The organism is Marinobacterium sp. MBR-111 (assembly GCF_040547585.1).
Lineage (GTDB): Bacteria > Pseudomonadota > Gammaproteobacteria > Pseudomonadales > Balneatricaceae > Marinobacterium > Marinobacterium iners.
The window spans coordinates 120,835-142,121 of the sequence record NZ_JBEPQA010000004.1 but is presented as its reverse complement, the minus strand read 5'-3'; the positions used below and the strand labels follow the sequence as shown (position 1 = coordinate 142,121).

Below are 21,287 nucleotides of genomic sequence, written 5' to 3'. Positions count from 1 at the left end.
CGTAAATGGAGTTTTTCATCCACACTTCAGCTGAGGGATGACAGAATAATCCCATACCTCAAACGGAGCCATGCATGAGCATACCGAACAAACTGGGTGGCCTGATCCGACAAAGCGGTCTGACTGACTGGCCCGAACAGCTGAAGATGAGCGTCGAACGCGGCATGGAACAACGTGTCCGTCTGGCCGTCACGGGATTGAGCCGCAGCGGCAAAACCGTCTTCATAAGCGCCCTGGCTCGCCACCTGCTGCAAAGTGAGCAGGGGCGCTCACTGCCGTTTTTTGCTGCGGCTTCCGAAGGCAGAATTGTCGCTACCCGTGACGTGAGCACGGAATCTCCCAGCCCATTTCCGCTGCAACAAAGCCTCGCGGGGCTTCAAGCCTCTCCACCGCATTGGCCGGATTCGACCGAAGCACTGTCGGAGATCCGGCTGGCACTGCGCTATCGCCGCAAACCGGGGCTGGGGCGCGCATTGGGCGAGTACTCCACACTCTATCTGGACCTGATCGATTACCCCGGCGAATGGCTGCTCGACCTGCCCATGCTGACACTCAGTTTCGAGCAGTGGTGCAAACAGCAGCAGACCCTGTTTGCCTCTCTCCCACGCACAGAAGTGGCTGCTGACTGGATCGCTCAGCAGAGCGGGATCGACTGGCTGGCTCCCGCTCCGGAGGGCCTGCGGCAGCAACTGACTGAACGCTACCGATCCCTGTTGCAGCAACTGCGTGAGCCCCCATACAACCTGAGCCTGCTGCAGCCCGGGCGTCTTCTCATGCCGGCTGAACTGGCAGGCAGTCCATTGCTTGACCTGTTTCCGATTATCCAGAACTGGCCCGAAGCACCCGAAAACGCGGATACAAACAGCCTGTTTACGCAACTGCAACAGGCCTACAACGATTACTGTGAACAGGTCGTCCGTCCTTTCTACCGGAACCACTTTCGACACTTTGATCGTCAGATCGTACTGGTGGACTGCCTGAAAACACTCAACAGCGGCGAATCCTGTTTCAATGACATGCAGCTGGCCCTAACCACCCTGCTGCACAGTTTTCAGTATGGCCGCAACAGCCTGTTTCGACGCCTGTTTCGCCCGCGCATCAACCGCGTCCTGTTCGCCGCCACCAAGGCCGACCATGTTACGGCCAATCAGCACCACAACCTGGACCAGTTCCTGCGCCTGATGATTGAAGCCGCTCAGCGCGAGATCCGATTTGAACAGGTCGACACGCGATGCCTTGCCCTGTCATCCCTGCGTGCCACTGAAGCTGCGCAGGCACGACTGGATGGCCAACACCTCTCATGTCTGCGCGGTCACCGAAAAGACACGGGCGAAGAGATTGCCCTTTTCCCCGGCGAAGTGCCCACTGAGCTGCCTCGCGCCGAAGACTGGAACAGTGACCGTTTCCGCTTTGTCGACTTTGCACCACGTCCATTACCTGCAGGCACTTTGAGGCCCGAGCACCATATCCGCCTTGACCAGGCGATCGAATACCTGTTGGGAGACCTGTTCTGATGCGTGACACACCTAAATGGCAACGTCCAATCGAGCTACCGCCCGAGGCGATGGCAGCTGATCCAGCCGAACATCCCCCGCACCAGCCAGCTCGAGATATCCCGCTGGACAAGACCCAGACTGTTGAAGATGACACCTCTTTGGAGCTACCTCCCTCGCCGCCTCAGAGCAATGTACGCAGTAGAGGTTGGTTAGTGCCCCTGTTGGGAACGTTGGTCGTTTTGGCCATCAGTGCCGAGTTGTACCGACTGATCAGCTGGAGCATATCCATTCACCCCCTGCTGGGCGGTGCCTTCAGCCTGCTGACGCTGCTACTGATGCTTGTGGTCGGTATCGAAATCAGGCGAGGCCTCAGTGGCAGCCGCCAATTGCGACAGGTACAAGGTCTGCAGCAACAGGCTGAAGCCCTGTTGCAACAGACCAGTCATGGCGACAGCACAGCACTGCTGCATCAACTGGAGCAGCGCTACCACCACACGGCGCTGAAGAACGAGTTACAAGGTGCCATCACACAGCTCGACAGCAGCTACAACGACCGGGAGATTATTCAGTACCTGAGCCGACACGCCCTGAATCAAGCCGACCGCACCGCCCAGCGCTGCGTTCAACGCTACAGTGTGGAATCGGGTGTCATGGTCGCACTGAGCCCCTGGGCCAGTTTCGATATGCTGCTGGTCGCCTGGCGCAACCTGCGCATGATTCGTGAAATCGCCACGGTGTATGGCATCGCGCCGGGGCTACTGACCCAAGGCAAATTACTGAAGCAGGTTCTGCAAAACCTGGCATTTGCCGGCGCCAGTGAAGTGGCAATGGATGCAGGCTCTGCGCTGTTGGGAAGTTCTCTGACCACGGGTCTTTCTGCACGAGCCGGGCAAGGGATAGGCGCTGGCCTCTTTACCGCTCGGACCGGCCTGATGACCATCAAGCTCTGCCGGCCCCTGCCTGAACCCGACCGGCCAAAAAACATGCTGCAGCAGATTGCCAAAGGCATTGTACACAGATTGACAAGCGGCAAGCCGGAGACCGGTACGGGCCGAAAATGATGAGCGTTTGAAAAGAGATAAAACAGATGATGGGGGCGGCTCCACCAGCCACATCCCGGCACACGAGTCGACCGCTGTGGCTGCTCCCTTCCGGGCCTGACCAGGTTCACGGTGTATCGTTGCGAGAGGACCAGCAGAACCGCCATAACGCGGCATTATGCCCTGTCTCAAAAGACAGGCGCGCAGTATAAGCATCCGTGACCAGGATTGCAAACGCTCCCGATCAGGGCACCACAACGCGCACGGCCAGACCGATCAGCACCACACCGGTCAACTGCTCTACCCGCTTAAGGTGGCGCCGCAGCCAGGCCAGCAGGTGCGGCTGGGAAAACAGCAAAGCCACCAGCGAATACCAGAGGCCATCTACAACGGTTGCCGTTGCCACCATCAGCGACTGGTCACTAAGCGTCTGATCTGCAGTAACGAACTGAGAGAACAGCGCAGTAAAAAACACCGCCAGCTTGGGGTTCAGCAGCGAAATTAGTGCCCCGGAACGGGCCGCCTGCCACAGGCTGTCGCGCGCGCCCTGCTCGGCCTGCAGCCCCGATGCAGATGCATGACGCAGGGCATTGAACCCCAACCAAACCAGATAGGCAGCCCCCAGCCAGGTCAGAATCTGATAGAGGGTTTCATGACGGCTTACAAGCAGCCCGAGCCCCCACACCGTTGCCATCGCCCACAGCCCAACCCCCAGCGCATGGGCACACCCGGCAGCTATGCCATGACCCCTACCGTTACTGACGGTTTGACGCAGCACCACCGCAAGGCTGGGACCCGGCGACATCGCCCCCAGCACACAGATCAACAGCAACGAAAACCACAACATCAATGACATTACTCTCTCCTTAAAACTCCCTGATGACCCGTTCAGACCACTGTCGATCATGCCCGCCAAGGCAGACTATGCTATAGTCCTGCGCCGTTATCACCATGAATCAGGTATCCGAGGGTTCACCATGGCAGGCTCACTTCAGGACCAGCTACTCAACGCAGGCCTGGCAAACAAAAAACAGGCCAAACAAGCCAAGGATCTTAAACGCAAACAGTCGAAACAGAAACGGGGCGGACAGGCCAGCGTCGATGAAGAACACCAGCGGCGCGAAGCCGTTGAGGCGGCACGGCTGGGAAAGATTGAGCGCGACCGTGAACTGAACCGTCAACGTCAACAAGAGCAGGCACATAAAGCGGCCCAGGCCGAAGTCCGCCAGCTGATCGAGACTCATCGATTGCCTTTGTCGCCCAAGGCTGAGTTGCGCTACAACTTTGTACACGGCACCACCATCCGCCATCTCTATCTTGAGCAGAAACAGATCGACCAGCTTGCCCGCGGCCAGTTGCGTATTGCCGTACTCGACAATGGCTACCACCTAATCCCGGCCGAAGTCGTTGAGCGTATCGAAGCACGCCTGCAGGATGTTGTTCTGCCACGCCCTGTGGACGACACCCCTGAGCCGGATGACCCCTATGCCGATTATCAGATTCCCGACGATCTGATGTGGTAATCACTGCGGGCCTGACGCCGATCAGGCCTTGCCTCTGTCCTCATCCTGCAACAACTGATACGCTCAGTCCAAAAATCCCCACCAATGGCAGGACAATGCGGATGAGCACCCTGGGTGTCAGTGAACTGAACATACTGCTGGTCGAGCCTTCCGCCATGCAGCGCAAAATCATGATTCAGCAGCTGCAGGATGAGCAGGTCATGGCGATCGATACCGCCGCCAACCTGCATGAGGCGCTGGAGAAGATCATGAAGGTAAAACCCGACTTGGTGATCAGTGCTTTGCACTATGACGATGGCAGCGCAGTTGAGCTGCTGGGTGCCATTCGTCGCTTACCGGAGCTGGCCGACCTGCCGTTCATGCTTGTATCGAGCGAGACCCGCAAGCCACAGCTGGAAGTGTTCAAGCAGTCTGGCGTGGTCGCCATACTGCCCAAGCCTTTTACCCGTCAGCATCTTGGGTCCGCCTTGAATGCCACCTTGGATTTGCTGGGCAAGGATGAGCTGGAGCTGGAGTTCTATGACGTGGAAAGCCTGCGGGTGCTGATCGTGGACGACAGCCGTATGGCACGCAAGCTGATCCATCGTGTGCTGCACAATCTGGGCATCGTACACCTGCTGGAAGCGGCGGACGGGCGCGAAGCGATCGAGCTGCTGCAGCGTGAAACGGTCGACCTTGTGGTCACCGACTACAACATGCCGGAAGTGAATGGACTGGAGCTGGCTGAATTCATTCGCAGCTCTGAACTTCACTCTCACCTGCCGATTCTGATGGTGACCTCGGAGGCCAATGAAACCCACCTGAGTCATGTCGAGCATGCGGGTGTAAACGCGCTCACTGACAAGCCGTTTGAACCCGAAACAGTCAAACGGCTTCTGGTGCGCCTGCTGGATCAGTCAGAGTAAACGCGCGGTACACGTGGGGTCAGGCAGGTCAGCAACGTGTAGGGAATGGTATCGCACCACTGCGCCACCTCAGACACCGGCAACCGCTGCCCCCAAAGCTCTACCCGGCTGCCGATATCTGCCTGCGGGATATCGGTCAGGTCAACCGTCAGCATATCCATCGATACCCGGCCTGCCAGTGATGTTCTGACGCCTTCGACCAGCACGGGTGTACCGTTACGGGCATGACGTGGGTAACCGTCGCCGTAGCCCATGGCCACGGTACCAATACGGCGCGTACGATCACAACTGAACGTCGCACCATAGCCCACCGTCTCACCCGCCGGCACTTCTCGCACCGCGATGATCTCGGAGCTGAGCGTCATACCGGCCCGCAGCTGATCCGCCACCGGGTTCGACTCACCAAAAGGCGTTGCTCCATAGAGCATGATGCCGGGGCGCAGCCACTGTCGGTGCGCCTCAGGCCATGCCATCACGGCAGCGGAATTCGACAGGCTTGCCCCCAAACCAAGTTGCGCCGCAACCCGATCAAAACAGCCCAGCTGGTCGCGGGTCATCGGCAATGACGGCTCATCTGAGCGGGCAAAGTGGGTCATCAGTAACACCTCACTAACCACTTCACATTGACGCAGACGCGCCACCAGCGACTCAACCTGATCAGGTGCCACACCCAGGCGGTGCATGCCGGTATCCAGCTTGAGCCACACCGGGAAACGCGCCGGGCTGCTGAACTGCTCCAGCCAACGTACCTGATGCTCACTGTGCAATGCAGGCCAGAAACCGTGCTCAGCGATCAATGGCAACTCATCGGCGTCAAAGAAACCTTCCAGCAGAATGATCGGCTGGCGCAGCCCGGCTTCACGCAGCTCCATTGCTTCCTCAACACAGGCAACGCCAAAAGCATCAGCATCATTGGCCAATGCACGCGCCACCGGCACTGCACCGTGGCCATAGGCGTTCGCCTTGACGATGGCAGCCGCCATCGCCGTTGGCGCCTGTGCCTTGGCCAAGCGGTAATTGTGAACGATCGCATCCAGATGGATATCCGCGCGCACTTTACGGCTCATGCCCTGCCCTCCACCGGCTGGCTGTCAGTCCTTTAACACCATGATCGCTTCCACTTCGATATCGGCGTCCTTGGGCAGCGCCTTGACGGCATAGGCTGCACGGGCCGGATAGGGTTCACTGAAGTAACGCGCCATCACTTCATTTACCTGTGCAAAATACTCAAGATCAGACAACAGGATCGTCACCTTGGCGAAGTCACCCAGTGAACCACCAGCGGCTTCTGCAACGGCTTTCAGGTTTTCAAATACACGCACCGCCTGAGCCTCGAACGAGTCGGTCACCATTTCCATGGTCGCCGGATCGAGCGGAATCTGACCTGAAAGATACACGGTATTGCCGACACGAACCGCCTGAGAGTAGGTTCCGATGGCGGCTGGAGCGTTTTCAGTGCTGATGATGCTGCGATTGGACATGTTATTTTCCTGTGCTTGATGATAAATGGAATCGGCAGACTATAACGCAAATTGCCTCTACTGCCAGAGAATGCTGTGTTTCAACCGGCGTAACGGTCAAGGCTCAGCCCCTCCGTTTCAATTGCCGGCGTCTGACCACAGATTATATCGGTGATATAGCGGGCAGAGCCAAGTGACATGGTCCACCCCAGCGTACCGTGGCCGGTATTCAGAAACAGCTCGGGATAACCCGTTGGGCCCAGAATCGGGGTGCCATCGGGCGTCATCGGTCGCAGCCCTGTCCACAGCTCGGCCTGCGACGGGTCCCCACTGCCACCGAAAAGGTCGTTGACCACAAATTCCACATTGGCGCGCCGGCTCTCGGGCGTAGACAGATCATAACCTGTCAGCTCTGCCGTTCCCCCTACACGAATGCGATCACCCAACCGGCTGACCGCAACCTTGTAGGTCTCATCCATTACCGTTGATTCCGGTGCTCTCGATGCATCCGTAATCGGGATGGTGAGCGAAAACCCCTTGACCGGGTAGATTGGCAAACGCATCCCCAAAGGCTTAAGCAATTGGGGACTGTAGCTGCCAAGCGCCACCAGATAACGATCACCCCGTACGTCACCGCCCGAAGTCTTAACGCCTTTGACTCTCCCCTGCTCGGCCTCAATAGAGTCGATGGTTGTATCAAACCTGAACTCTACCCCCAACGCTTCACAGCGTTTTGCCAGTGCCTGAGTGAACAGAAAGCAGTCGCCGGTTTCGTCACCGGGCAAACGCAAACCGCCAACCAGCTTGTCACGCACATGTGCTAGGGCTGGCTCATGTTGCAGTATTCCCTCTCGGTTCAGCGATTCATAGGCAACACCGCAGGATTCCAGGATACGGATATCCTCAAGCGAGGCATCAAGCTGCTTTTGGCTTCGAAACAGTTGAACCAGCCCCTGAGCCCGGTTGTCATACTCGATACCGGTTTCCCGGCGCAGCTCGATAAAACAGTCTCGGCTATATTCTGCAATACGCAGCATGCGCGACTTGTTACGGGCATAGGCTGACCGGGTACAGTTTGAGAGCATACTGACCAGCCAGCGCAACATGGCAGGATCCAGACGTGGCGCCACACGCAGGGGCGCCAGATCCTGCAACATCCATTTGATCGCCTTCAGCGGCACTCCGGGGGCCGCCCAAGGGGCCGAATATCCCGGTGATATCTGGCCAGCATTGGCATGACTGGTTTCCAGTGCCGACTCCGGCTGGCGATCAATCACCACCACCTCATGGCCGGCTTGGGCCAGATACCAGGCACTGGTCACGCCGATAACGCCACTGCCAAGAATAATCACACGCATAGCAACACCTTCATGTTCATCGTTATGCAACAGAAGTCACTATTCTGGATCAAAAATGACGTATTTATTTTCCGTATTTATATCTATTTATAGAAAAATACTCTTATAAAAATTCAAAAGAAGATTTTTCAACTGCCATAAAGCACACAAGGCAGTGAATACCGCCAGCTACACTCAGAGACGAGCACACAGGCACTGAAGTTCACCAACAAACGTGTCAGCTGAGCATAGACTCAAAGATGAAGTTCCGGACAGAACGAGAACGAAGGTAAAAAAGGAAGGGGGTGGTCCTATTCAGCTGTATCGGATTGGCCCCCACCTAACCGACACAACCTTTCAGACCATAACGCGAAAACCGACTCCGGCTTCCGTTTTTTCCGATTCTAAAGCGAAAGAAAGTGAATTTCAAATCTGATCAGACATTCCCAGCAAAATCTGTTCAACCTTTTCGCGCAAGCGCGCAAATGGAATCGGTTTGGGTAACACCTCTATACCCCTGCTGATCGCGTCGATACGATCCTGTACCTGTCTCATCCCCAATGCAGTAACCACAATCAGCTGCATCTGCTGCAGCAGCTCCTGACGCACCAGCGCCTCGATAACACTGAAGCCATCAACATTCGGCAGGTTAAGATCCAGTATCAGCAAATCGGGCTCAAAGCGCCCCAACTCCAACAGCCCCTGGTAGCCGTCCACTGACTGGCGCAACTCCACCGGAAGCCCCCAGCTGCGAATAGTCAGGGCATAGAGCCGCTGCAGCGCGGGCTCATCCTCAATCACCTGCAGCCTCACCGGACGGGTTGGCTCGGGGCGCACCGCATCCGCTGCGGCTGTGACAGCCTCACCACTGCGAATCTTTTCGGCCAAACGCTCAATCGCACCGAGACTGAAGCGTCGATGTCCGCCTGGTGTCTTCCAGCCATGCAAAATGCCGGCGTCTGCCCACAGCTGTATGGTCCGAGGGGTTACTCCCAGCAATTCAGCGGCTTTACGACTGGTACACAGGTCTTGGCTTGACACCGAAATTCTCTATCCAGATCAATGATTAGAACGGCATCATGTTAATCCTTTGCCGGCCGTTTGCAAAACTAAAGCAACAACAGGCCTTCGCATTTAAATGGTTTCGGTATAATCACCCAATTTAACTCAGGATCATCGCCATGCAACGACTGGATCTGCTATTGGTGGAACGCGGCATTGCCGAGACACGCACCCGTGCCCAGCGCCTGATCAAAGAGGGTCGCGTCGAGGCTGAGCTGGGGCAGTGGCAGCGATTGGACAAACCCTCTTTCAAGCTGCCGGTTGACACTCCCGTGCGCGTGGAAAGTAGTGACGAAGACCGGTTTGTTTCACGCGGCTCTCTCAAGCTGCTGCATGCACTGGCATCACTCAACCCTGGTGTCGAAGGCATCACCGCACTGGATGTAGGCCAGTCCACCGGCGGTTTTACCGACTGTCTGCTGCAGCACGGTGCTGCCAGGGTTGTTGGCATTGAGGTTGGTCACGATCAGTTGCACCCGCGCCTGCGTCAGGACCCGCGGGTTATTTGTCTTGAAGGCTACAACGCCCGCGCGCTTGAGCGGTCACTGTGTGAGCACACTCCCGAAGCACTCGGGTTCGAGCTGGCAGTCATGGACGTTTCATTCATTTCACAAACCCTGATCCTGCCATCACTCGCCCCTCTACTGCGACCCGAGGGTCTGCTGATTACGCTGGTCAAGCCACAGTTTGAAGCCGGCCCTGAACATATCGGCAAGGGTGGTCTGGTACGTGACTCCGCCATCTATGAACGGATACGTCAGAAAATTGAAGCCTGCTGCCGCGACAATAACCTTTTACCCTGTTGGTGGAGCGAAAGCCCGATTACCGGTGGTGATGGCAATCGCGAGTTCCTGCTCGCCGCTCGCCGGTCAGGCTGACTTGCGCCCATTCCCACCCTGCCGCACACTGCAAGCGAATTCCGCTAAAGAGGACCGATCATGCGCATCGAAGACATGCACCTTGTCATCCGCAACCTGGAACATGAGGACTACCCCCGCCTGAAAGTGCTGATGGACCGTGTCTATGATGATATTGGCGGGTCCTGGCCCGAACACACCATTAACAAGCTGATCGAGGAATTTCCTGAAGGCCAGATCTGTGTATTTGACGGTGATGAACTGGCCGGCATCGCGCTGTCAGCACAAGTGCGTTATGACCGCTTCAGCAACCCTCACTCCTATGAAGACCTGATCGGCAAGCGGATGACCATCCTCAATGACCCCGACGGTGATGCCCTGTACGGTCTGGATGTGCTGATCCACCCGGAGTACCGCGGCTTTCGCCTGGGTCGCCGCCTGTATGAGGCACGCAAGGAGCTGTGTCGTCAGTACAACCTGCGCTCGATCCTGGCAGGGGGACGCATTCCCAATTACTACAAACACGCCAGCGAGATGACCGCCAGTGAGTACATTGGCAAGGTGCGACAACGCGAACTATACGACCCGATCCTGACCTTCCAGCTGTCGAACAATTTTCAGGTCAAACGCCTGCTGGGCAGTTACCTGCCGGAAGACACCAAGTCTCAGGGCTATGCCACCTTGCTGGAATGGAACAATATTCTGTTCGAGCCCGAAGACAACGTGATCAGCAGCCGTCCAACCCAGGTCCGAATCGGCGCCATCCAGTGGCAGATGCGTGAAGTGGAGTCGGTGGAAGAGCTGCTCAAACAGGTCGAGTATTTCGTCGACACACTGTCTGAATATCAGAGTGACTTTGCGCTGTTCCCGGAGTTTTTCAACGCACCGCTGATGGGCCTGACCGATCAAACCAGCCAGACCAGCGCCATTCGCTTCTTGGCAGGGTTCACCGAGCGGTTCCGTAATGAGATGTCCCACTTTGCGGTCAGCTACAACATCAATATCATCACCGGCTCGATGCCACTGCTGGAAGGTGACCACCTCTACAACGTCAGCTACCTCTGCCGCCGTGACGGTACGGTGGAAGAGCAGCGCAAGCTCCACATTACCCCGCATGAGCGACGTGACTGGGTCATTCGTGGCGGTGACCAGCTGCGTGTATTCGAGACCGATGCCGGGCGTGTAGGCATCTTGATCTGCTACGACGTGGAGTTTCCCGAACTGGGCCGCCTGCTGGCGGATCAGGATATGGATATTCTGTTTGTGCCTTTCTGGACCGACACCAAGAACGGCTACCTGAGGGTGCGCAACTGCGCTCAGGCACGGGCCATCGAGAACGAGTGCTATACCGTCATCTGCGGCAGTGTGGGCAACTTGCCTTCGGTTGAAAGTCTGGACGTGCAATATGCGCAGTCATCCGTCTTCTCGCCTTCTGACTTTGCCTTCCCGCATGATGCCGTGATGGCCGAAACCACCCCCAACACCGAGATGATCATGTTCTCAGATCTGGATCTGGACCAGATCCGAGTGATCCGCAACGAAGGTTCGGTCACCAACCTGAAAGATCGCAGGCGCGATCTGTACAACCTCAAGTGGCGTCACGAGATGTGATCAGACCCACTGCTCTGGCCCCGTGCGGACCAGAGCAGTACACTGGACACAACAGGTACCCGGCTACAAGGAGTTAAACGTGCGCCACCTGCTTCCTTCTGTTGTCATACTCGCCCTGCTGGCCACTGCCGGCATCTACCTGTTCAACCCACTGAGTGACGAACACGCATTGCCGCCGGGACTAACCGCCGCCAACGGTCGTATCGAAGCAGCGGAGATCGATATTGCAACCAAGGTAGCCGGCCGGATCGTTGAAGTTATGGTGCATGAAGGGGACCTGGTCAAACAGGGACAACCCCTGGCGCGACTGGATAGCCGTCAGCTGGAGGCCCAGTTGGCGGCCGCCGAATCCGCAGTACGCCAAGCCGAGCAGCAGCACCTGTACACCCTTGCTGTTGTTCAGCAACGCGAGAGTGGTCATACACTCGTTCAAAAGGAGCTGGCCCGAGTGCGTAGCATGGTCGATAAGAAACTGGCTTCCCAGGACAAAATGGACCAAGCACTCAACGCCAGCCAAAGCGCAGCGGCTGCACTGCTCGCGGCGCAGCGCCAAGCTCAGTTGGCACTGGACCAAATCACGGCCGCCGAGGCGAACGCGGAGCAGATTCGCAGCCTGCTGGATGACACCCTGCTAACCGCGCCGGTCGCAGGACGGGTACTCTACCGACTGAATGAACCGGGCGAAGTACTGGCCGCCGGGGGCAAGGTGATAACCCTGCTTGATATCGGTCAGGTTTATATGCCGGTCTATCTGCCGACCGCCGAAATCGGTCGCCTGAACCTGGGTGACGAGGCGCGTATTCTGGTTGATGCCCTGCCGGAGGTTGCCATCCCGGCCCGCATCACCTTCATCTCGCCGCAATCCCAATTCACCCCTAAAGAGGTGGAAACCCGCAGCGAGCGCGACAAGCTGATGTTTCGCGTCAAGGTCAGTATCGATCCTGCCGTACTGGAACAGCACCGCGACAAGGTCAAGACAGGCCTGCCTGGCATCAGCTATCTGCGCCTGGATCCTCAGGTCCACTGGCCGGAATGGCTGACACCGCCTGCTGGCCTGACCACTGCCGACGCACTTTGAGGAGATGACCATGTCGGACACTGTGGCCCACCTGGTTAGTGTCGGCCACCGCTATGGCGACGTGACCGCGCTGGAACCCACCACCCTGGCACTGCCTGCCGGCTGCATGATCGGCCTGATCGGGCCGGACGGCGTCGGCAAGTCCACCCTGCTCAGCCTGCTGGCCGGTGTGCGCAAGATCCAGACGGGCACTATCCGCCTGTTCGAGGGCGACCTTAAGCAGCCGAGCTTTCGCCGCCAGGTGTGCCCGCGTATCGCCTACATGCCCCAGGGGCTGGGGCGCAACCTGTACATGACCCTGACTGTGGCGGAGAACATCGACTTTTTTGCCCGTCTGTTTGATCAGGACCGGCGCGTTCGCGCGGCACGCATTGACGACCTGCTACACAGCACCGGCCTGGCTCCCTTTCGCGATCGACCGGCAGGCAAGCTGTCCGGCGGCATGAAGCAGAAACTGGGGCTCTGCTGTGCACTGATCCATGACCCCGACCTGCTGATTCTGGATGAACCGACCACCGGGGTGGACCCGCTGTCCCGCCGCCAGTTCTGGCAACTGATCGAGCGCATCCGCCGTCAGCGGCCCGGCATGAGTGTACTGGTCGCCACCGCCTATATGGACGAGGCCATGGGGTTCGACTGGCTGGTAGCGATGAACGCCGGCCAAGTGCTGGCGACCGGCAGCCCGCAGCAGCTGCTTGCCCGCACGGGCGCTCTGGAACTGGATACCGCCTTTGTCCGCCTGCTCCCCGAGTCCGAAGGGAAGACCCACCAGCCCTTGCAGATTCCGCCCCTTGAACTGGATGACCAGAGCATCGCCATCGAAGCCAAGGGGCTGACTCGCCGTTTCGGCCGCTTCACAGCCGTCGACAATGTCAGCTTCAAAATCCGGCGCGGCGAGATCTTCGGCTTCCTCGGCTCCAACGGCTGCGGCAAAACCACGACCATGAAGATGCTGACCGGCCTGCTCGAACCCAGTGAAGGCGAGGCGCTACTGTTTGGGCAGCCCTTGAATGCTCGCGATCTGGCGACCCGCGCCCGCGTCGGCTTCATGTCGCAGGCATTCTCCCTGTATGAAGAGCTGAGCGTGATCCAGAACCTGCTGCTGCATGCGCGCCTGTTTCAGCTGCCGCCGGCGCACAGGGAATCCCGCGTCGCCCAGCTGCTGGATCAGTTCAGCCTGACCGAGTATCGCGACCAGCTGGCCACCGCTCTGCCACTTGGTATCCGTCAGCGCCTTTCGCTGGCAGTGGCGATCATTCACGAACCCGACATCCTGATACTGGACGAACCCACCTCCGGCGTTGATCCACGGGCGCGTGACGACTTCTGGCGCGAACTGGTTCGCCTGTCTCGCGAGCAAGGGGTCACCATCTTTATCTCAACCCACTTTATGAACGAGGGCGCCCGCTGTGACCGCATCTCGTTGATGCATGCCGGTCAGGTCCTCGCCTGCGACACACCCGACGCACTGATCCGACGACAGGGTCGGGAGACGCTGGAAGAAGCGTTCATCGATTACCTTCAGGCTGAGACACAGCATGCTGACACACCACCGGAGACAAAGCCGGAAGCCGATACCCGGCCCGAACCGGCAACCACAGAACCCAACCGTCTGTTCAGCCCACGCCGCCTGCTGGCCTACTCTCGCCGCGAAACGCTGGAGATCCTTCGCGACCCCATACGCACGGCTTTCGCACTGCTAGGTTCGGTAATTCTGATGCTGGTGCTCGGCTACGGGCTATCGTTCGATGTGGAAGACCTGACATTTGCCGTGCTGGATCATGACCGTACCCCGGAAAGCCGGGCCTACATCGACAACATTGCCGGCTCACGCTACTTCAACCGGCAAGCGGATGCCGTTTCGGAAGCCGAACTGGAACAACGCATGCGCAGCGGCAAACTCGCCGTCGCACTGATTCTTCCGGCCGGATATGGCCGTGCGCTGAAGCTGGGACAATCTCCAGAGGCCGGTGTATGGATCGACGGCGCCATGCCCTTTCGTGGCGAGACCATTCACGGCTATCTGCAGGGGATGCACCTGCAATACTTGCTACAAATGGCTTCCCAGATGCGGATGGACATTTCGGCGTTGCAACCAGCCGGATTCCAAACCCGCTACCGCTACAACCAGGACTTTCGCAGCCTCAACGCCATGGTTCCGGCGATGATTCCGATTCTGCTGATCTTCATCCCATCGATCCTGATGGCACTGGGCATCGTGCGCGAGAAAGAGCTGGGCTCGATCACTAACCTCTACGCCTCTCCGGTAACACGGCTGGAGTTCCTGCTTGGCAAGCAATTGCCCTATATCCTGCTTAGCATGATCAGTTTTATCGGTCTTGTACTGATTTCGGTCATCCTGTTCCAGGTACCGCTAAAAGGCAGCTTTCTGCTGCTAACACTGGCGACTCTGCTCTATGTGACAGCAACCACGGGACTGGGACTGTGCATTTCAGCCTTCACCAAAACACAGGTAGCAGCACTGGCCGGCACCGCTATCATAACGCTGCTGCCGGCGATCAACTTCTCCGGACTGACCCAGCCCGTCACATCATTGGAAGGGGTCGCTGCCCTGGTCGGCAACGGTTATCCAACTACCTGGTTCCTGACCATCAGCCGCGGTATTTTCACCAAATCACTGGGGCTGGCCGAACTCTGGCCACACCTGCTGATACTGGCCGCCTTCATCCCGGTATTGACGCTGTTGAGTCTGATCCTGCTCAGGCAGCAGGAGCGCTGACATGAAGGTATCCAATATCGCCCAGCTGGGCATCAAGGAACTGCGCAGCCTCTGGCATGACCGGGTGTTACTGTTGCTGATTATCTGGGCCTTCAGTGGCGGCATTTACGCGATGGCCAAAAGCAGTTCGGTGGCGGTCCATAACGCCCCCATTGCCATCGTCGACCAGGATCGATCGCCACTGTCGACACGACTCCAGACACTGTTTACCCCTCCCTGGTTCAAGGCGCCAGACCTGCTTGAAGAGCAGCAGGTGGATCTCGCGCTGGACCGGGGCAACTACACCTTCGTACTGTTTATTCCCCATCGTTTTGAAGCGGACCTGCGGGCAGGCCAGCAGCCCGAGCTGCAGCTGATCATAGATGCCACCCGAATGACCCAGGCTTTTCTCGGCAGCCGTTACATACAGCAGATCGTTCAGCAGGAACTGCTGCAGACACTCAACGACCGCCCGGACAACAGCGAACTGCCGATTCGCCTGGAAACCCGTGTCTGGTTCAACCCCAATCTTGAAAGCAGCTGGTTCGGCAGCGTCATGGAGATCATCAACAACATTACGCTGCTGTCGATCATCCTGACCGGAGCAGCTCTGATTCGTGAACGTGAACACGGCACCCTCGAGCACCTGATGGTGATGCCGCTTACCCCCGCCGAGATCATGCTGGCCAAGTTGACCGCTAACGCCTGCGTCGTCCTCCTGGCCGCCAGCCTGTCGCTGTATCTGGTGGTGCAATGGGCGCTGGGCGTCCCGGTCAGCGGCTCGATCCCCCTGTTCCTGGCCGGAGCCGCCATCCATCTATTTGCCGCTGGCAGTATTGGAATTTTCCTTGGTACTTTGGCTCGCTCAATGCCTCAGTTCGGCCTGCTGCTGATTCTGACCATTCTGCCCCTGCAGCTGCTCAGTGGCGGCATTACCCCCCGCGAAAGCATGCCCGAAACGGTCCAGCAGTTGATGCTGCTGGCACCCACCACGCACTTTGTCAGCTTTGCCCAGGCGATTCTCTACCGAGGCGCCGGCCTTGCCGTGGTCTGGCCCTCTTTCCTGGCTACCGCCGGTATAGGGCTGGTGTTTTTCCTGCTGACACTGGGGCTGTTCAGGCGCAGTCTTGCGCGAGAGCACTGAGCTTTATCCCTGCCAGACAGCTAACAAAAAACCCGCCGGGCCTTGAGGCCGGGCGGGAATTCAGGAGGGAACCCGAGCACTGCCCGGGGGTGATCACTTAATCAATCAGCCTGACGGCGCAGAAACGCCGGGATATCCAGGAAATCCATATCGTCAGTGCCGGTCTTTTTCATCGGCACTGAATCCATCTGCGTTTCAGCCAGCTCATTCTGCACCGGACGTGCTTTCTCTTCACTCTGGCGGTTGCGCAATACTGTCGGCAGCTCCAGCTGGTTAAAGTCAGCCGTCTTTACCGTACGGGAAGACTGAGCACGCGGAGCGCTGGTATCGCCGTTCACGACACGAGACTCAGCAGCCTGAGCACGTTCCAGACCCGTGGCGACAACAGTCACCTTGAGCTCGTCAGACAGCTCAGGATCGATGACGGTACCAACCACAATAGTGGCATTTTCAGAGGCATACTCTTCGACCAGATCACCGACCTCGGAGAATTCGCCCAGGCTAAGATCCAGGCCAGCGGTAATGTTAACCAGAATACCGCTGGCGCCTTTCAGGTCGATATCTTCCAGCAGCGGGCTGTTAATTGCCGCTTCGGCCGCTTCACGAGCACGATTTTCACCGCGGGCGACACCGGTACCCATCATCGCCATGCCCATTTCAGACATAACGGTACGCACGTCGGCAAAGTCCACGTTGATCATGCCAGGGCGGATGATCAGATCCGCGATCCCCTGCACTGCGCCCTTGAGCACATCATTGGCCGTACCGAAGGCACTGACCAGAGTACAGTTCTTGCCCAGTACCGGCAGCAGTTTTTCGTTCGGGATGATGATCAGTGAATCAACATGTTCCTGCAGTTCACGGATCCCCTCTTCGGCTATCTTCTTGCGACGACGACCTTCAAACGGAAATGGCTTGGTCACGACCGCCACGGTCAGAATGCCCATTTCACGAGCCACTTCTGCCACAATCGGAGCGGCACCGGTACCGGTACCGCCACCCATGCCAGCCGTAATGAAGACCATATCAGCACCGGACAGGGTTGCCGCGATACGCTCACGGTCTTCCAGTGCAGCCTGACGGCCCACCTCAGGGTTGGCACCGGCGCCCAGCCCCTTGGTCAGTTCGCCACCGATATGCAGTGCCGTTTTGGCCGCCATGCTGTTCAGTGCCTGCGCATCGGTATTGGCACAGATGAAATCCACACCTTCCAGCTCGGTGGTCACCATGTGGTTGACGGCATTACCACCGCCGCCACCAACACCGACCACCTTGATTACAGCACTCTGAGGTACACTATCCACCAGCTCAAACATATTTATCCCCTCCAGATACGGCCCCGCTCTGTCGCCGGGTACCGCTGTTTGCCCAAACTTAAAAATTGCCCTGCAGCCAGTTCTTCATACGCGAGATCAGGCTGCCTTCAGCCCTGCGCTGTGGCCGCAGGCTGTCTTCATATTCTTCAATTTCCGGCACCGGGCTGACCGGTCCGTGATCCTGGCGTGCGTAGTGCAGCAAGCCGATAACAGTGGCATAAATGGGGTTGCTCAATTGAGCTTCCAAACCGCGGATACCCTGCGGTTTAGCCAGCCGTACCGGCATATGGAAAATCTCTTCCGCCAACTCTACGGCGCCTTCCATCTTGGCGGTTCCACCGGTCAGCACGATCCCGGCTGCCACCAAATCCTCAAACCCGCTGCGGCGCAACTCCGACTGCACCAGGGTGAACAACTCTTCATAACGCGGCTCAACCACCTCAGCCAGTGCCTGACGTGACAGGTCGCGTGGTGCGCGGTCGCCGACACTGGGCACCTTGATCATCTCATCTGATCTGGCCAGCTGAGCCAGTGCACAGGCGTATTTTATCTTGATCTGCTCGGCATGCTGAGTCGGGGTGCGCAGCGCCATGGCAATATCGCTGGTGACCTGATCGCCGGCGATTGGGATGACGGCTGTATGACGAATAGCCCCGCCGGTAAATACGGCAATGTCAGTGGTGCCACCGCCAATATCAACAATACAGACACCCAGATCCTTTTCGTCATCCGTCAGTACGGAGTAACTGGATGCCAGCTGCTGCAGCACCACCGCATCCACTTCAAGACCACAGCGGCGGACACATTTTTCGACGTTCTGAATCGCGTTAATTGCGCCGGTAATCAGATGAACCTTGGCCTCAAGTCGGACGCCAGACATTCCCAGCGGCTCCTTGATCCCTTCCTGGTTATCAATCAGGTATTCTTGCGGCAGAATATGGATGATTTTCTGGTCTGCCGGAATGGCCACGGCACGCGCCGCATCAATCACTCGCTCAAGATCGTAGTCGGATACTTCTCGATCACGCACGGCAACGATGCCATGAGAGTTCAGGCTATTAATATGGCTGCCGGCAATGCCCACGGTCACGCCGTGAACCTTACAGCCAGCCATCAGTTCTGCTTCTTCAACCGCGCGCTGGATCGAACTGACCGTCGATTCGATGTTGACCACGACACCGCGTTTCAACCCTCGCGAAGGCTGAGCACCAACACCGATAATTTCGATGGTGCCCTGAGGGGTCAACTCGCCCACCAGACACACCACCTTTGAGGTGCCGATATCGAGTGCAACGATCATGTTATGTGCAGTCACCATATTGTGTGCTCTGAACCCAGCTGGACAGGCGGAAGGGAATAACCCTGATTTCATCTCTGTTGCCATATTACACGCAAAATCCGGGCCAGTTCTTCAAACAGCTACCGAATTAAGCTGCGAGTAAGTATCGCCGGTACATGGTCAAAAAATCAACAACCAGCACGTTATTTTATATCGGCAAGTTTTTGCCGTTGTTTAGCGTTTTTTCGTTATTTTTCAGCAACCTGCTTTGCCCAAGGGTGAATGGAGTTGCCGCTGGTTAAAATAAAATCAATTTATTTTCATGATACCATCATCAATATTTAATTTTGAATAACATATGATTATTCAAAACTTTATTTTGACGAAACGCGAAATAATCAATATTTGATTTTGATTTTTATAGCCTTAAGTTTTGGGATTTTGACGAAAAAAAAGCGGCAACCCGATGTCGGTATGCCGCCTTCAGATGACCCTGTGAACGTCAGTCGCGGGTCGCGTTAAGCAGGTGATCAGGTGTGAAGGCAACGCAGAAGCTGCCCCAGCGACGCCCATTTACGAACAGGGGAACCGACAAGGAGTTAAGAATTTCGCCGGTATCACGGATGAAGGTCTGAAGCAGGAACGGGGAGTCGTGGGAAGCACGGCGGATTTCGGCGCGCGTTCCGGCAAAAATGCGGCGGTGACGGCTTTGAGCGTTATCCACTTCAAAATCACCCGTAAGCGGCTTGGATACGCGCGTATTGTTCGCCGGGCAGTAACCATTCAAATCAAACCCAGCAGCCACCAGGAAGGCGTCGTTTTCGGTAATACAGCGGTCAAACAGTGGCCGTAGCCTGGCTTCGTAGGCATCCGTGTAGCGAGTATCATACTTCTCCGGCAACTGGTCCTTGTTGGTACGAACATAATTGGTATCGAACAGGTCCAGCCCCTGAGCCGCCAGGTTTTCCAGCTCGGCCTCCACCATACGCGCCCATTCCCGGGTTGTGGTGATGATCTGCTCAAAACCGCCATAACCGATCGTGAAGCGCGACAGCAGCTCCTGCATCTCTTCGGTTGCACCATCCAGTTCCTGCGAGTGCTGGCTCGATACTTCCATTTCCTGCCGAATGCTGTCAGCCAACCGGGTTATATCGGACACCTGTTCATGACTGTGTCGGTTGGTGTAGGAGAGTTCTTCAATGGCGGCACTGATCTCGCCCAACTGGCTGTTCAGCGCTTCAAAATCACTCACCATGGTGCTGAAGCGACGACTGGTCTGAGAGATGAAGCCATCTGTATCCGAGACGTTCTGCATAATCACTTCAGCCCCGCTGCGGGTACTTTCCACCAGCGACACCATTGCGTTGATCTTGCTGTCGATTTCGCCGGTGGCGGTGTTCACTTTCTGGGACAGCGTACGCACTTCATCCGCGACCACGGCAAACCCCCGCCCAGCTTCACCGGCACGCGCCGCTTCAATGGACGCATTCAGTGCCAGCAGGTTGGTCTGCTCAGAGAACCCTTGCACCAGAGAAAGGATACTGATGATACTGGCGGAATTTTCCGCCAGCTGCCCCACCACCTGTTGAAACTCCTTTACCTGAGTTTCGATGGTTGCTACCTGCTCACTGACCCGCATGAGCTCTGCACTGGAATCCTTCACCTCAGCCAGGTTATGGCTGTTGCGCTCCGAAATGCTTTGAGTATGTGCAGCGATTCCCTCGATCGCCGTGGTGGACTCCTGACTGGCCTGAAACACGGCCTGCGCCTTCGACACCTGCTCTTCGGCCGACCCCTTTGCCGCCAGCACCACCTTTTGCAGCTGACTGGCACTGAGCGACACTCGCACACTGCGCTGACGGGTATCGGCAATCATCTGCTTCAGGCTGGCCGAGAAATCATTGTAGCTTTCCGCCATGCGTGCGATCTCATCCTGAGTCTGTACCGGCAAAGTTGCCGAGATATCACCATCCTTGTCTTTCACCGCCCTCAGGACCCGCGTCATGCTGTGAATCGGTCGCAGAAAAAGATGACGCATGAAAAACAGCGCGAAAGCGGCTATCACCAGGGTGAACACCAACATGGCACCCGAGATCATACCGGTGGTGTGCGCCAGCTGCGCCACCTGTTCTCCTGCCGCGGGTGTATCGGCCAACACCACCTGCAGATCCCGCAGGGATAAATGCAGCCAGTAGCCAAGGCCGATCAGAATCAGGCTGGGGAACACAAGGAAAAGCACATTGCCGCAGATTTTGCGGGTCAGGCTGTGGAAGAAAGTTTTTTCAATACTCTGGTAGAGACTCATCGGGGCACACTCATTATTGTTATGTTGCTACTTTGGTCGGAGTCGCATGCAGCAGACGAAAAGAGTAATGCTGATTACCTTTACAGGCAACCATGCGTGATACATGTGGTGTAAAAACCTGTAACAATTTGTAACGGATTGATTAATGGTGCTTT

At 57.2% G+C, this 21,287-nt stretch carries 17 protein-coding genes and 1 other RNA gene; 9 read left to right on the top strand and 9 right to left on the bottom strand.

Annotated features, from left to right (window positions below; genetic code table 11):
* Nucleotides 1–74: 74 nt before the first annotated feature.
* Nucleotides 75–1,514, top strand: coding sequence for a YcjX family GTP-binding protein (locus ABIE61_RS04380; RefSeq protein ID WP_354407077.1), 1,440 nt, complete (start codon nucleotides 75–77; stop codon nucleotides 1,512–1,514).
* Nucleotides 1,514–2,557, top strand: coding sequence for a TIGR01620 family protein (locus ABIE61_RS04375; protein ID WP_354407074.1), 1,044 nt, complete (start codon nucleotides 1,514–1,516; stop codon nucleotides 2,555–2,557). The genes ABIE61_RS04380 and ABIE61_RS04375 overlap by 1 nt, the downstream gene beginning before the upstream one ends.
* A 39-nt stretch (nucleotides 2,558–2,596) precedes the next feature.
* Here the strand turns inward: ABIE61_RS04375 and ffs are convergent.
* Nucleotides 2,597–2,693, bottom strand: an RNA gene (gene ffs / locus ABIE61_RS04370) — signal recognition particle sRNA small type.
* 87 nt (nucleotides 2,694–2,780) lie between these two features.
* Complete coding sequence (locus tag ABIE61_RS04365; protein ID WP_354407072.1) at nucleotides 2,781–3,392, bottom strand: LysE family translocator; 612 nt, start codon at nucleotides 3,390–3,392, stop codon at nucleotides 2,781–2,783.
* Nucleotides 3,393–3,513: 121 nt separating this feature from the next.
* Here ABIE61_RS04365 and ABIE61_RS04360 point away from each other — a divergent pair, with 121 nt between their 5' ends.
* Together ABIE61_RS04360 and ABIE61_RS04355 are read left to right on the top strand one after the other, a co-directional pair.
* A complete protein-coding gene (locus tag ABIE61_RS04360; protein WP_354407069.1) occupies nucleotides 3,514–4,059 on the top strand; it encodes a DUF2058 domain-containing protein in 546 nt (181 codons plus the stop codon).
* A gap of 101 nt (nucleotides 4,060–4,160) precedes the next feature.
* Nucleotides 4,161–4,964, top strand: a complete 804-nt coding sequence (locus ABIE61_RS04355; protein ID WP_091824943.1) for a response regulator — start codon at nucleotides 4,161–4,163, stop codon at nucleotides 4,962–4,964.
* On the opposite strand, the gene alr is transcribed toward ABIE61_RS04355, so the two are convergent.
* The 4 genes from alr to ABIE61_RS04335 all read right to left on the bottom strand — a co-directional run bounded on the left by alr (nucleotide 4,952) and on the right by ABIE61_RS04335 (nucleotide 8,802).
* Complete coding sequence (gene alr, locus ABIE61_RS04350) at nucleotides 4,952–6,031, bottom strand: alanine racemase (RefSeq protein ID WP_354407066.1); 1,080 nt, start codon at nucleotides 6,029–6,031, stop codon at nucleotides 4,952–4,954. The two genes, ABIE61_RS04355 and alr, sit on opposite strands and share 13 nt — an antisense overlap.
* A gap of 24 nt (nucleotides 6,032–6,055) precedes the next feature.
* On the bottom strand, nucleotides 6,056–6,445 hold the full coding sequence (gene ridA, locus ABIE61_RS04345) for a deaminase RidA (protein WP_091824937.1): 390 nt from the start codon (nucleotides 6,443–6,445) through the stop codon (nucleotides 6,056–6,058).
* A gap of 80 nt (nucleotides 6,446–6,525) precedes the next feature.
* The gene (locus ABIE61_RS04340; protein ID WP_354407062.1) at nucleotides 6,526–7,782 is read right to left on the bottom strand and encodes a D-amino acid dehydrogenase; all 1,257 of its coding nucleotides are present in this window, start codon (nucleotides 7,780–7,782) and stop codon (nucleotides 6,526–6,528) included.
* 405 nt (nucleotides 7,783–8,187) lie between these two features.
* The gene (locus ABIE61_RS04335; protein WP_354407059.1) at nucleotides 8,188–8,802 is read right to left on the bottom strand and encodes a response regulator; all 615 of its coding nucleotides are present in this window, start codon (nucleotides 8,800–8,802) and stop codon (nucleotides 8,188–8,190) included.
* Between the two features lie 140 nt (nucleotides 8,803–8,942).
* Here ABIE61_RS04335 and ABIE61_RS04330 point away from each other — a divergent pair, with 140 nt between their 5' ends.
* The 5 genes from ABIE61_RS04330 to ABIE61_RS04310 all read left to right on the top strand — a co-directional run bounded on the left by ABIE61_RS04330 (nucleotide 8,943) and on the right by ABIE61_RS04310 (nucleotide 16,232).
* Entirely contained in the window at nucleotides 8,943–9,701 is a 759-nt protein-coding gene (locus ABIE61_RS04330; protein ID WP_354407056.1) for a TlyA family RNA methyltransferase, read from the top strand.
* 60 nt (nucleotides 9,702–9,761) lie between these two features.
* Nucleotides 9,762–11,291: a bifunctional GNAT family N-acetyltransferase/carbon-nitrogen hydrolase family protein gene (locus tag ABIE61_RS04325; protein ID WP_091824908.1), complete on the top strand. Its 1,530-nt coding sequence runs from the start codon at nucleotides 9,762–9,764 to the stop codon at nucleotides 11,289–11,291.
* Between the two features lie 79 nt (nucleotides 11,292–11,370).
* On the top strand, nucleotides 11,371–12,369 hold the full coding sequence (locus ABIE61_RS04320; protein WP_354407053.1) for an HlyD family secretion protein: 999 nt from the start codon (nucleotides 11,371–11,373) through the stop codon (nucleotides 12,367–12,369).
* Between the two features lie 10 nt (nucleotides 12,370–12,379).
* Entirely contained in the window at nucleotides 12,380–15,109 is a 2,730-nt protein-coding gene (gene rbbA, locus ABIE61_RS04315; protein ID WP_354407050.1) for a ribosome-associated ATPase/putative transporter RbbA, read from the top strand.
* Nucleotide 15,110: 1 nt separating this feature from the next.
* Nucleotides 15,111–16,232: an ABC transporter permease gene (locus tag ABIE61_RS04310; RefSeq protein ID WP_091824899.1), complete on the top strand. Its 1,122-nt coding sequence runs from the start codon at nucleotides 15,111–15,113 to the stop codon at nucleotides 16,230–16,232.
* 101 nt (nucleotides 16,233–16,333) lie between these two features.
* Here ABIE61_RS04310 and ftsZ read toward each other — a convergent pair whose 3' ends face one another.
* From ftsZ to ABIE61_RS04295, 3 genes are all read right to left on the bottom strand, one after another.
* Nucleotides 16,334–17,548 (bottom strand): cell division protein FtsZ, encoded by a 1,215-nt coding sequence (gene ftsZ / locus ABIE61_RS04305; protein WP_354407047.1) that lies wholly within the window; start codon nucleotides 17,546–17,548, stop codon nucleotides 16,334–16,336.
* 58 nt (nucleotides 17,549–17,606) lie between these two features.
* Entirely contained in the window at nucleotides 17,607–18,866 is a 1,260-nt protein-coding gene (ftsA, locus tag ABIE61_RS04300; protein WP_354407044.1) for a cell division protein FtsA, read from the bottom strand.
* A gap of 463 nt (nucleotides 18,867–19,329) precedes the next feature.
* The gene (locus tag ABIE61_RS04295) at nucleotides 19,330–21,132 is read right to left on the bottom strand and encodes a methyl-accepting chemotaxis protein (RefSeq protein ID WP_354407041.1); all 1,803 of its coding nucleotides are present in this window, start codon (nucleotides 21,130–21,132) and stop codon (nucleotides 19,330–19,332) included.
* Between the last annotated feature and the right edge of the window lie 155 nt (nucleotides 21,133–21,287).

Bases quoted from the DNA above. Each gene is read 5' to 3' on its own strand.
- ftsZ (WP_354407047.1), bottom strand. From the start codon at position 17,548: ATGTTTGAGCTGGTGGATAGTGTACCTCAGAGTGCTGTAATCAAGGTG.
- rbbA (WP_354407050.1), top strand. From the start codon at position 12,380: ATGTCGGACACTGTGGCCCACCTGGTTAGTGTCGGCCACCGCTATGGC.
- ABIE61_RS04310 (WP_091824899.1), top strand. From the start codon at position 15,111: ATGAAGGTATCCAATATCGCCCAGCTGGGCATCAAGGAACTGCGCAGC.
- ridA (WP_091824937.1), bottom strand. From the start codon at position 6,445: ATGTCCAATCGCAGCATCATCAGCACTGAAAACGCTCCAGCCGCCATC.
- ABIE61_RS04365 (WP_354407072.1), bottom strand. From the start codon at position 3,392: ATGTCATTGATGTTGTGGTTTTCGTTGCTGTTGATCTGTGTGCTGGGG.
- ftsA (WP_354407044.1), bottom strand. From the start codon at position 18,866: ATGGTGACTGCACATAACATGATCGTTGCACTCGATATCGGCACCTCA.
- ABIE61_RS04380 (WP_354407077.1), top strand. From the start codon at position 75: ATGAGCATACCGAACAAACTGGGTGGCCTGATCCGACAAAGCGGTCTG.
- alr (WP_354407066.1), bottom strand. From the start codon at position 6,031: ATGAGCCGTAAAGTGCGCGCGGATATCCATCTGGATGCGATCGTTCAC.
- ABIE61_RS04330 (WP_354407056.1), top strand. From the start codon at position 8,943: ATGCAACGACTGGATCTGCTATTGGTGGAACGCGGCATTGCCGAGACA.
- ABIE61_RS04325 (WP_091824908.1), top strand. From the start codon at position 9,762: ATGCGCATCGAAGACATGCACCTTGTCATCCGCAACCTGGAACATGAG.
- ABIE61_RS04360 (WP_354407069.1), top strand. From the start codon at position 3,514: ATGGCAGGCTCACTTCAGGACCAGCTACTCAACGCAGGCCTGGCAAAC.
- ABIE61_RS04375 (WP_354407074.1), top strand. From the start codon at position 1,514: ATGCGTGACACACCTAAATGGCAACGTCCAATCGAGCTACCGCCCGAG.
- ABIE61_RS04295 (WP_354407041.1), bottom strand. From the start codon at position 21,132: ATGAGTCTCTACCAGAGTATTGAAAAAACTTTCTTCCACAGCCTGACC.
- ABIE61_RS04355 (WP_091824943.1), top strand. From the start codon at position 4,161: ATGAGCACCCTGGGTGTCAGTGAACTGAACATACTGCTGGTCGAGCCT.
- ABIE61_RS04340 (WP_354407062.1), bottom strand. From the start codon at position 7,782: ATGCGTGTGATTATTCTTGGCAGTGGCGTTATCGGCGTGACCAGTGCC.